We start from the raw sequence: 11631 nt of genomic DNA on the forward strand, positions 1-11631 counted from the left end.
CGGAGGGTGGACGATGGTGGAGACCAAGACTGAGATCGAGACGATCCCGTGGTGGAAGCCAAAGCCCAGAAGCCTGACCGGAAAGCTGTTCTGGTTGACGGTGCTCTTCGTGATGATCGCCGAAGTCCTGATCTTTGTGCCCTCGGTCGCCAACACGCGGCTACGCTGGCTCGACAGCAGGCTCAACATCGCCGCTGGCGCCGCGGTGGTTCTGGAAGGCGTCACTGACCTGGCATTGCCCCGGGTGATCCAGAACGACGCGATCATGGCCACCGGGACCAAAGCCATCGCACTGCGCAAGGACGGCATGTCGCGCATGATTGCGGTGGCCGACATGCCCCCCGTTGTCAGCCACCAGTACAATCTGGCTGAAGTCACGCCGCTCGATGCCATTATCGACGCCTTTGACACGATCCTGTTTGGCGGCGACCGGGTGATCCGCATCTACGGCCCGGTCAGCGGCGACCCCGATACGGTGATAGATCTGGTCTTGGAGGACAAGGATCTCCGCCACGCTATGCTGATTTACGGCCGCAACGTGTTCTTTCTCTCTGTCCTGATTTCGATGATCACGGCCGGACTGATGTTCTTCTCCATCTCCCGCCTCTTGCTGCGTCCGGTGCAAAGAGTGACTGACAACATGCAGGCCTTCTCCGAGGATCCGGAAAATCCCAACAACATCATTGTGCCCGCCCCGGCGGTTGACGAGCTGACGGCCGCGGAGGGCCATCTGGCGGCCATGCAGACGCGCTTGCAGCAGACGCTGAAGGAACAGCGGCACCTGGCCGATCTCGGCCTTGCCGTGTCCAAGATCAATCACGACATGCGCAACATCCTGACATCGGCGCAGCTGATGTCGGACCGGCTGGCGATGATCGACGATCCGCTGGTCAAGCGCTTTGCGCCCAAGCTCTTGCGCACCATCGACCGGGCCGTGTCCTATTCCAGCGAGGTGCTGGCCTATGGCAAGGCGCGCGAGGCCGCGCCGCGCCGCCGCTTCATAAATCTGGCCGTGCTTGCCGGCGAAGTCCGTGATGTCATTGTCGAGGAGACGAGCACCGATATCAGCTTCATCCTCGACATGGACGAGGACATCGAGATCGAGGCCGATAACGAGCAGTTGTTCCGTGTCATCTACAATCTCGCCCGCAACGCGGTGCAGGCGCTTGAGGCCGATGCAAGCGATGAAGACGCCATCGTGCGCCGCATCACCTTTTCCGCCCGCCGCCAGGGTCTGGTGGTCGAGATCCGGGTTGCCGATACCGGTCCGGGGCTTCCCGCCAAGGCTCGCGAGAACCTGTTCCAGCCATTCCGTGGTTCGGCCCGCGCCGGCGGCACCGGTCTCGGGCTGGCCATTGCACGCGAACTGGTCATCGCCCATGGCGGTACCATATCGCTTGACGAGACGGTCACCCAGGGCACCGCCTTCCGCATCGAGCTTCCCGACCAGCCGCTGCCGCTCGACCGGTACCGTGCCCGCGCCTGATGTCGCGTGGGGGCAGGGGCGGTGGGGCAGCTGGAAGCGTGCCAACATGTTTCTCAGCCTTCCGGAATGCGGCGCGCGTGTCCTTCTGTCGTCTCGACTGAAGCCTTTTTGATGGACCCAGCGAAAAGACAGGTCATGTAAGCTGACCGCTCCGGGATCGTCTGTTTGACTACTGGCAACATTGGCGTGTTGGCATCGATAATGCCGGTCGCGTATCGGGGTGGCCGCAGTCGTGGGCCGGTGGATCCCGCTTCAGACCGGTCTCGGATGGCAGGCTTCGCTGCCTCGACCCTGCGCGTTGCAGCCATCATCCCGCCGCTCCGCTTGGCGTGGAATGGATTAAATCCACAGCAGGTGCTTTTTTCTCCAAATCCGCTTGCAATCCCCCGCAGTCCGTTTTAGGAGAACGCCTCGCAGGCAAACGACACCTGCAGCGCGCGCCCGTAGCTCAGCTGGATAGAGCACCAGACTACGAATCTGGGGGTCAGAGGTTCGAATCCTTTCGGGCGCGCCATTTTTCTCAATAGCTTAGCTCAAGTCCCAGCGTCCTTTTGATCCGCAGTTTGCAACCGGTTTGCAAACTCTGTGCTCCTTGTGTTCTCGAACAAGGCTATCGCTTCTTCAGCAAGCGTGCGTGTGCGTGCAAGATACCGGTCGAGAATCGTCGTCACGGTCTTCAGCGAATGTCCCGTGATAGCAGCAATCTGAGACGTGGAGCAGCGAGATTTTCGCGGGCATGGTGTTTGCCGTTCCGCGAGAACCGTGGAGACGCGAACACGCTCATCAATGGCAGGAAAGCGAACAATGGCTGACAACTATCTCTTTGACGGGCTGCTTGCCGACAAGTTGAACACGCCCCAGGGTCGGGATGCGGTGTTTGCGGTGCTGCCAGAAGATGGCCGCCGCTACTCCTATGGCGATGTCGAAGATGTTTCAGGCCGTTTTGCCAATGTGCTCGTCAGCCTTGGTGTGGAACCGGGCGACCGCGTCGCCGTGCAGGTACCCAAATCCATTGAAGCGATCATGCTCTATCTCGCCGTTGTTCGGTTGGGTGCGGTTTTTCTGCCGCTCAACACCGGCTACACGCCGGCAGAGATAGAGTATTTTCTCGACAATGCGACCCCGCGTGTTTTTGTCTGCGACCCGAAGAAACGCAGCGACTACGAGGCGCTGACAGACAGGCTCGGCATCAGGCTCGACACCCTGGGGGTGTGGAAGGATCACGAGACCAGCGCCGGTTCGCTCGCCGATGCAGGGCTTGCGGCACCAACGGCGTTCGAAACCGTCGCCAGATCAGCGGATGACCTCGCCGCCATTCTCTACACATCCGGCACCACCGGGCGCTCCAAGGGCGCGATGCTCAGCCACGCCAACCTTCTGTCCAATGCTGAGACGCTGGTTGATGTCTGGCGCTTTACCAGGGACGACGTACTGCTGCACGCACTGCCGATCTTCCATACCCACGGCCTGTTTGTCGCCACCAACGTGACGCTGGTGGCCGGCTCCTCGCTGATTTTCCTCTCCGGGTTCAGCCCGGAGGCGATTATTGCCAACATTTCCGATGCTACCGCGCTGATGGGTGTGCCGACTTACTACACCCGCCTGCTTGATGAGCCTACCTTCACCGGCGAACTGGTAAAGCATATGCGGCTGTTCGTGTCGGGCAGCGCACCGCTGCTGGCTGAAACCCATGTCCAATTCGAACTGCGAACCGGCCATCGCATTCTCGAGCGCTACGGCATGACTGAAACCAACATGAACACCTCCAATCCCTATGACGGTGAGCGCCGCGCCGGGACAGTTGGTTTCCCACTGCCGGGTGTGGAGCTGCGCATTGTCGACGCGGAGAGCGGAAATGTGTTGCCGCAGGGTGAGATCGGCATCATCGAGGTCAGGGGACCCAACGTCTTTTCGGGCTATTGGCAGATGCCCGAGAAAACCAGAGAGGAGCTGCGCGAAAACGGCTTCTTCATCACCGGCGATGTCGGGGTGATGGATGCCGATGGCTATGTCCAGATCGTCGGCCGGTCCAAGGACCTGATCATCTCCGGCGGCTACAACATCTATCCCAAGGAGCTCGAATTGCTGCTGGACGAGGAGGAGGGTGTGCTGGAATCTGCCGTGATCGGCGTGCCACACGCTGATTTCGGCGAGGGCGTAGTTGCAGTGCTGGTGCCCAGGCCCGGTGCGAAACTCGATGAAGCCGCACCTGCGCATAGACAGCCGCCCTGACGGGGACAGCTCAACGCTGAGCTTTACCATGGGCTGAAGCCTGTGCGATCGCTCGTCGCAAGGCGGCAGCCTCCGCTGAGACATTCGCGTTGTCCCCTCGGTCCCTTGCTGTTCATGGCGACAGCCCATATACCGGCATTCCAGCAGCTTGCCGCCTTCACGACGGCTAAGAACCGGAAGAATGGATGATGCTCAGGAGACTTTCGCTTTTTGCCAGTGGCTCTGTCATCGGTGCGGTCATCGACTATGTCGTCACTCTCGGATTGAGCGAATGGTTGAGGCTGGACCCTGCCATCGCCCTGGCGCTGTCCATGTTCATCAGTGCTTCCGTGGTTTTCCGGTTTCACAGCCGCATCACCTTTGACGAAGCCAATGACAACCTGCTCAGGCGATATGCCATGTTCATGGCTTGGAGTGCGCTGATCTTCTTTCTCAGAGCGGTGCTGCTGAAGGCCTTCCTCTATGCCGGTCTGCCGCTGGCCATCGCCCTGCTCGGGGCTATCGGACTTGTCTCGATCATCAATTTCGCGATGTCCTCGACAGTCATATTCGCAAAGAGGTCTTCATGACCGGGAAAAAACTGTCCATCGTCATCCCGGTCTACAATGAGGTTGATGTGCTGCCGGAACTGCTTGCGCAGCTCGAGCGGCTTGCCACCAGCCTTGCAGAGAGGTTCCAGTTGACGGTGGGCTTTGTTTTTGTCGATGATGGCAGCACCGATGACAGTTTTGCGGTTCTCGACTCCCACGATTTTGGGCAGCGACCCGTGCGCCTGCTGCAGTTTTCGCGCAATTTCGGCAAAGAGGCTGCATTGTCTGCGGGAATCGACGCAGCACAGTCTGCTGACGCTGCGGTTCTGATGGATGCCGATCTCCAGCATCCGCCCGAGATGATTTCGGAGTTCGTGCGCATCTGGCTCAGCGAAGGCGTCGACAGCGTCTATGCCTACAAGGTCAGCCGCCGCAATTCGGAGGGTTACCTGAAGGCGTTTGCGTCGCGGTTGTTCTTCTGGGTCATCAATCGCAATATCCGCTATCATATCCCGCCGGATGCCGGGGATTTTCGGCTGGTCAATCACCGGTTCATGAAGGCGCTCCGCTCGCTTCCGGAAAGCGATCGCTTCATGAAGGGACTTTATGGCTGGGTCGGCTTTCGCCAGACCGGCTTGCCGCTTGAGCCGCCGATGCGCGAGCACGGCCAGAGCAGCTTCAGCGCGTTCCGGCTGTTCTCGATGACGATGGACGCCATCACCAGCTTCACCACGACACCGCTGCGGTTGATGGCCATGGCCGGCATCTTCATTGCCATGTTCAGTGCCGCTTATGGCTTGTTTGTCATTATCGAGACCCTGTTTTTCACCGGGGTTGCGAATGGCATTGCCTCGGTGCTCACACTGATCGCCTTCTTCGGCGGTATGCAGATGATCTTTCTCGGACTTCTGGGCGAATATATCGGCAAGTCGGTCCAGGAAGCCAAGAAGCGGCCGCCCTACATTCTTGCCGAAGACATTACGCGCGAGGGGGATGGGGTTGCGGATCGCTGATGATTTCGGCCTCGGACGCAAGCATGACCGGGTCATCCTGTCCTTGATTGAAACGGGGCGGCTGGATGGGACATCTGTCATGGTCAACGATGCCATCGCCCCTGAAGACATTGCAAGGCTGTGTGCCGCCTGGGATGCCGGTGCACAGATCGGACTGCATCTGAACCTGACCCAGATCCTGCCGGGAATCAGCGCCGTTTGGCCCATGCCGCAGCTCCTCAGGCCAACGCTGAATGCGCATCTGCTGGACGCAATTAGGGGATCGTTTTTCCGGCAGGCTGATCACTTCGTCACACTCTTCGGTCGTCTGCCGGATTTCTACGACGGACATCAGCACTGTCATTGTTACCCGGCAATTGCACCGCTTGCCGCGAATTTGCCGTCCGAACCGAAAAAATGGATCCGGGTTCCGCTGCCTTCCACATGGTCTGGGCGGTGGCTCAATCTGCGTGCCGGCGGCATCAAGGGCATACTGATCATGGGGCTGGCGGCGAGGGCGAGGCCTGTGTTCCGGAGTGCCGGATGGCAGGTTAACGGTGATTTCTCGGGGTTCCTCCGACTTGACGATCCGGCCAAGGTTCGTCACTGGTTGCCACGCCTTTTGTCGGCAGCTGATCCGGACTGTCTGGTCATGCTGCATCCGGGGGACGCCGGGGATGAAGTGCAGTGCAATGGCCACGCGCCCCAAAGCCGTGGCTGCGAAACACAAATCCTACTTCAAGGGGCAGTGAAGTGACAAAAGGCCGTGCCATCCTCTGGGGATTGCTCCTGCTGCTCATCGTTCGCGTTGCGGCGATGATCTGGGTGCCGCTGACGGACCCGACAGAGGCGCGCTATGCTGAGATCGCCCGCAAGATGGCGGAAACCGGCAACTGGATCACCCCGCTATTTGACTATGGTGTGCCTTTCTGGGCCAAGCCGCCGCTACACACCTGGCTGTCCGCGCTCGGCATCGCCGGCCTGGGTGTGAACCCGTTTGCCGCACGGCTTGGGATCTTGGTATCGGCCCTTGCCACGCTGCTGATCCTTTGGCTTTGGGCCCGCACGCTGACCGACCGGGTGACGGCGGGTGTTGCCGTGTTGGTGACCGCCAGTTCCGGCCTGTTTTTCGTTGCCCTCGGTTTCGTGCAGACCGACATGGCGCTGACCCTCGGCGTGACTGCCAGCATGGCCGGCTTTTATGGAGGCCTGCAGGGCGAGCGTCGTTGGGGCTGGCTTTTTTTCCTGGGTCTCGCAATCGGGCTGTTGGCCAAGGGGCCGGTCGCCACCGTGCTCACCATGATGCCCATCACCGTTTTCATGCTCTGGCGGGGCAACTGGAAAGATCTGCTGCGTTTGCCCTTGATTGGCGGAACGGTTCTGCTCGCGGTCCTGGTGTTGCCCTGGTACCTGGCAGCGGAAATCGCCACCCCGGGTTATCTGCATTACTTTCTCGTCGGCGAACACATCCAGCGCTTCCTGCAGCCTGGCTGGTCGGGCGATCTTTATGGCGCCGGTCGTGCTCATCCCAAGGGCATGATCTGGGTGTTCTGGTTTCTGGCCACTCTGCCCTGGAGCCCGCTGCTGCCGCTTCTGCTGTGGCGCCTGCGCAAGGGTTTGCCCCGGACGGAAACCCCGGACTCCACCGCAGACCGCAGCCTCTACGTTTATCTGCTGCTGTTTGCGCTCGCGCCACTGGTGCTGTTTACCCCTGCCGCAAACATTCTCATCACCTATGTGCTGCCGGGTGTGCCGGCTGCCGCACTGCTTTCGGTCATTCTGTGGGTGCGGATCGGGCCGGCTCAGCCGAAATGGCTGCATCTTGGGGTATCGGAAGTGCTGGTTGTCTCTGCCGGACTGACCGTAATCGCTTTTCTGGGCTTGGGCCGTGCGGCGATCCCGTCCGAGGCGTCGCTGATCGAGGCGTTCGACGGAGCCGGGCGCCTGGCGATTCTTAACAGCCGCAGTTATTCCGCCGAGTTCTACACACGGGGCAAGATCACGCGGCTCAAGACCCTGGATGACGTGAGCACATGGATGGCCCCCGGTGACGGCGTGTTGGTGCCGAAACACCGCCAAGGCGAATTCGTTGCCCGTTTTGGCGACGCCGTCACACCAGTCGTGGAAAACCGCAAATACCTGCTTTATCGTCCGGTGCAGTGAGGGTCTGGCTCATGCGTCCGGCGGAATGACGCCCTTGCGCAACATGAAACAACCGTAGAACCGCCGTTCGCCGGTCTGGATCACTGCGTAGGCCTGTTTAGCCATGTCGTAAAACGCGAACCGTTCGATGCCGACCATCGGCCGCGGCGTGCCTTCCGCCGTGTCGATCACGGTCTGCACTTCGGCCTGAACCGGCGCAATTTCGTCCGGGCTGCCGACAATTTCCATGCGTCCGGCAAAATCATCGACAAATGTATCGAGCGGCAACACCGAGAGCACCGCTTCGGCGGCCTCCGCTGCTGTCAGGTTGTCCATCCGAAGCAACTCGCCGAACACGGTCTGCCGGGCAATGGTGTCCGAAGGGAAATTCGTGTCGGCGATAATCAGCGTGTCGCCGTGCCCCATGGCGCGAAGCGCATACAGCACTTCCGCGTTCAGCCGCGGATCCAGTCCCTTTAGCATGTCGTTCTCCCGTTGGGTCTCGCGCCGCTCTCTCGCCGGCGCAAATCTGCCTGATCCTGCAGTCGGGTTGCCCGGCTTTCAAGTTCAAATGGCTTATTGCCGGAAAGTCTCGTTGGAAAACGACGGCATAGCTCGCGCATAGGATGCGTTCTCGAGAAGGATCGGATAGTTTGGGCAGCACACGGGAGGGTGATATGCAACTCAAGACACGGCACTGGGACAGGATCGGAAATGGCGGGCTGAGATTTACCGAGCTTGGCTTTGGCACCGCCCCTCTGGGCAATCTCTATCGCGCCATCTCTGATGATGATGCCCACGCGGTTTTGGAAAAAGCCTGGGATCTTGGTGTCCGCTATTTCGACACCGCGCCTCTCTACGGGCTGGGCCTCGCCGAAACCAGGCTCAACCGCTTCCTGCGCGGCAAGCCGCGTGGCGATTACGTGCTCTCGACCAAGATCGGCCGGTTGCTGCGCCGCTGCGGGCCCGGGGAGGAACGTACCGGCGAGGGCAAGTTCTTTGATGTTCCAGCGCGCGTCGAAGTCTATGATTACAGTTATGACGGCGTCATGCGCTCGCTGGAATTCTCGCTCGAGCGGCTCGGCGCCGACAGCATCGACATACTCTATGCCCATGACCTCGACGTCTTTACTCATGGCAGCGAAGCCGCGCGTGACGAAAAACTCAATGAGCTGATGGCTGGCGGCTACAAGGCGCTCGTGTCCTTGCGCGATCAGGGGGTGGTCAAGGCGTTTGGTGCCGGCGTCAATGAATGGCAATCCTGCCAGTGGCTTATCGAGCGCGGTGATTTCGACCTGTTCCTGCTGGCTGGCCGCTACACGCTCCTGGAGCAGGAGGCACTGGAGTCATTCCTGCCGCTGGTTTCCGAGCGTGGCGTTGGGATCGTCATTGGCGGACCTTACAATTCCGGCATTCTGGCCACCGGGCCGAAGCCCGGCGCGTTTTACAATTATGACCGGGCGCCGCAACACATTCTCGACCGCGTGGCCAAGATCGAAGACGTTTGCCGGCGCCATACCGTGCGTATGGTCGATGCCGCTTTCCAGTTTCCGCTATGCCATCCGGCCGTTGTCTCGGTGATTCCGGGCGGGCAGGGGGTGGCGGAAATGGTAGCCAATGGTGTCGCGGCCACAGCGGAAATTCCGCCCGCGCTCTGGGCTGATCTGAAAGCCGAAGGACTGATGCGTCAGGACGCGCCGGTCCATAACTGAGTGCGCCGGCGCCATATCCGGCGCATGGTGATCTATCCGCCTGTAAACAGATCCGGCCGTTCGATGAGCAGCGGTTCAAGCGACAGGATCAACTGTGCCAGGTGATGCTTTGTGGCCGCTCGGGCGGCTTGCGGATCACGTGCCTCGATCGCGGAAATGATCGCCGTGTGCTCGGCAAGCGTGGACTGCATCCGGCCTGGAACCGGCAGATTGAGATGACGCGCCCGGTTGACGTGGATCCAGGCTGTTTCAGCCAGAGAGGTCAGCCGCCGGTAACCGGTAAATGACAGGATCAGCTCGTGCATCTCTGCATCCATCTGGTGAAAACCTGCCGTATCGCCATCCTGCATCAACGCTTCCTGAACGCGCAGGTTGCGCTTGAGCTGCAGCAGCTGGTCATTGCTGATTGTGGTGGCCACAAGTTCGACGGCTGCCAGCTCCAGCGCCTCGCGCAGGAAAGCGCCTTCGCGGATTTCCGCCATTGAAAACCGGGTTACATAGGTGCCAGCCTGCGGCACGATCTCGACCAGCCCTTCAGCAGCAAGCCGCGCCATGGCTTCGCTGACCGGAGACCGCGAGACGCCGAGTTCAGCACAGATCTCGGGTTTCTGCATCAGCTCGCCTGGCCGGTAGGACAGCGACAGGATGGCCTGCTTGAGGGAGCCATGGACCTTCTGCGACAGCGAACCGGTAAAATCCTCAAGCGGCAGGAGGGCTCGTGATTTTTTTGCGTCTGGCAGTGGACTATCCTCATCAGCTGGCATACTAACATGTTAGTAAAGGTCTGCGTCTGTCAAGCCGCATTCCGGTCACACCCGCACCTGTCCCCAGGACCTAGCCAATGTCAAAAGATCTGCCCCAGACAATTCGCCTCAACCAGAGTGACAACGTGATCATTGCGCTCAAGGACTTGGCCACAGGCTCGGTGCTCCCCGGACTGGATGTCCCCCTCGCGGAAGCCGTGGCGCGTGGGCACAAGATAGCCTCCCGGGCAATCGCCAAGGGTGAGAAAGTCATCCGCTACGGCCAGACCATTGGCATCGCAACCAGCGCCATCGCAGCGGGGACCCATGTCCATGTCCACAATCTCGGCATGGGTGGCCACGCCGAGGCGCAGGAGTTTTCGACCGAAGTGCGTCCGCTTCCGGATCCCGGCGAGAAACGCCATTTCATGGGCTATCACCGCGCTGACGGCAGCGTTGGTACCCGCAACTATCTCGGTATTCTCACCTCGGTAAACTGTTCCGGTTCGGTGGCCCGCTTCATCGCCGAAGCATCCGAGAAACAGGGTTGGCTCGACGAGTTCGAAAACGTCGATGGTATCGTGCCGATCGTCCACGGCACCGGCTGCGGCATGTCGGGCAACGACGAGGGCTACGACACCCTGTTCCGTACCTTGCAGGGCTATGCCCGCAATCCGAACTTTGCCGGTATCCTGCTCCTCGGCCTGGGCTGCGAGGTGATGCAGGTGCCGGATCTGGTCGGCCGTGGCCGCATGCGCTCTGACGGCAATTTCCGCTACATGACGATCCAGCAATCGGGCGGCACCCGCAAGACCATCGAGCGCGGTATCGCTGAGCTCAAGGAAATGGCGGCAGAGGCCAACAGGGTCACCCGCGCGCCCGCCGGTCTCGAACATCTGGTGATCGGCATGCAATGCGGCGGCTCGGACGGTTATTCCGGCATCACCGCCAACCCGGCGCTGGGTGCGGCGTCCGATCTGCTGGTCGCCCATGGCGGCACTACCATCCTTTCGGAAACCTCGGAAATCTACGGTGCCGAGCATCTGCTCACCCGTCGCGCGGTAACGCCGGAAGTCGGCGCCAAGATCGTCGAACGCATCCACTGGTGGGAGAATTACGCCGAGCGCAATGGCGGCGAGATGGACAACAATCCTTCGCCCGGCAACAAGAAGGGCGGCCTGACCACCATCCTGGAAAAATCGCTTGGCGCTGTGGCCAAGGGCGGCACAGCGCCGCTGACCCAGGTCTACAGGTTTGCCGAACAGATCACCGAGCGCGGCTTCGTGTTCATGGATAGTCCGGGCTATGACCCTTGTTCGGTGACCGGTCAGATCGCGTCGGGCGCCAACCTGATTGCGTTCACCACCGGCCGCGGCTCGGTGTCGGGCTACAAGCCGACACCCTGCATCAAGCTCGCCACCAACAGCGAAATGTATGGCCGCATGTCAGACGACATGGACATCAATTGCGGTGACATCATCAGCGATGCCGTCAGCCTTGAAGACAAGGGCCGCGAGATTTTCGAGTTGTTCCTGCGGGTTGCTTCTGGCGAGCAGACCAAGAGCGAGCAACTGGGCTTCGGCGGCGCCGAATTCGTGCCCTGGCAGATGGGTGCCGTGATGTGATGATTGCGGCTCGAATCTGGTCTTGATCGAGGCAGTCCGGGGGGACGGTGCCGCGGCAGTGCTGGGCCTGTTTTGCCGGCCGGGAAAAAGCCCCCGTGTTCTTATCCACAAATCATCAGATTGACTCCCACGCCGAGTCCGGTGTTTATTAGAACATAACAGGAACACG

Annotated in this window: 10 protein-coding genes and 1 tRNA gene; 9 read left to right on the forward strand and 2 right to left on the reverse strand. The window is 60.5% G+C overall.

Features of this window, described 5'->3' with window-relative positions; translation table 11 throughout:
• The first annotated feature begins 13 nt into the window (after positions 1–13).
• The 7 genes from CRO46_RS14410 (at position 14) to CRO46_RS14440 (ending at position 7403) form a co-directional block, all read left to right on the forward strand.
• A complete protein-coding gene (locus tag CRO46_RS14410) occupies positions 14–1486 on the forward strand; it encodes an ATP-binding protein (protein WP_097108487.1) in 1473 nt (490 codons plus the stop codon).
• Between the two features lie 437 nt (positions 1487–1923).
• A tRNA-Arg gene (locus CRO46_RS14415) sits at positions 1924–2000 on the forward strand.
• A 290-nt stretch (positions 2001–2290) separates the two neighbouring features.
• A complete protein-coding gene (locus CRO46_RS14420; RefSeq protein WP_097108488.1) occupies positions 2291–3718 on the forward strand; it encodes an AMP-binding protein in 1428 nt (475 codons plus the stop codon).
• Between the two features lie 188 nt (positions 3719–3906).
• On the forward strand, positions 3907–4287 hold the full coding sequence (locus CRO46_RS14425) for a GtrA family protein (protein ID WP_097108691.1): 381 nt from the start codon (positions 3907–3909) through the stop codon (positions 4285–4287).
• Complete coding sequence (locus CRO46_RS14430; protein ID WP_097108489.1) at positions 4284–5261, forward strand: glycosyltransferase family 2 protein; 978 nt, start codon at positions 4284–4286, stop codon at positions 5259–5261. The genes CRO46_RS14425 and CRO46_RS14430 overlap by 4 nt, the downstream gene beginning before the upstream one ends.
• The gene (locus CRO46_RS14435; protein WP_097108490.1) at positions 5242–5997 is read left to right on the forward strand and encodes a ChbG/HpnK family deacetylase; all 756 of its coding nucleotides are present in this window, start codon (positions 5242–5244) and stop codon (positions 5995–5997) included. Before CRO46_RS14430 ends, CRO46_RS14435 begins: the two co-directional genes overlap by 20 nt.
• Positions 5994–7403, forward strand: coding sequence for an ArnT family glycosyltransferase (locus tag CRO46_RS14440; protein ID WP_097108491.1), 1410 nt, complete (start codon positions 5994–5996; stop codon positions 7401–7403). Before CRO46_RS14435 ends, CRO46_RS14440 begins: the two co-directional genes overlap by 4 nt.
• A 9-nt stretch (positions 7404–7412) precedes the next feature.
• On the opposite strand, the gene CRO46_RS14445 is transcribed toward CRO46_RS14440, so the two are convergent.
• Positions 7413–7865 (reverse strand): RbsD/FucU family protein, encoded by a 453-nt coding sequence (locus tag CRO46_RS14445; RefSeq protein WP_097108492.1) that lies wholly within the window; start codon positions 7863–7865, stop codon positions 7413–7415.
• Positions 7866–8059: 194 nt separating this feature from the next.
• Between CRO46_RS14445 and CRO46_RS14450 the strand changes: the two genes are divergently transcribed.
• Positions 8060–9094: an aldo/keto reductase gene (locus CRO46_RS14450; protein WP_097108493.1), complete on the forward strand. Its 1035-nt coding sequence runs from the start codon at positions 8060–8062 to the stop codon at positions 9092–9094.
• Positions 9095–9126: 32 nt separating this feature from the next.
• Here CRO46_RS14450 and CRO46_RS14455 read toward each other — a convergent pair whose 3' ends face one another.
• Positions 9127–9858: a GntR family transcriptional regulator gene (locus CRO46_RS14455; RefSeq protein WP_097108494.1), complete on the reverse strand. Its 732-nt coding sequence runs from the start codon at positions 9856–9858 to the stop codon at positions 9127–9129.
• A gap of 77 nt (positions 9859–9935) precedes the next feature.
• Between CRO46_RS14455 and CRO46_RS14460 the strand changes: the two genes are divergently transcribed.
• Complete coding sequence (locus CRO46_RS14460) at positions 9936–11462, forward strand: UxaA family hydrolase (protein ID WP_097108495.1); 1527 nt, start codon at positions 9936–9938, stop codon at positions 11460–11462.
• Positions 11463–11631 lie beyond the last annotated feature (169 nt).

It is taken from the genome of Parahoeflea halophila, from assembly GCF_900220985.1.
Lineage (GTDB): Bacteria > Pseudomonadota > Alphaproteobacteria > Rhizobiales > Rhizobiaceae > Hoeflea > Hoeflea halophila.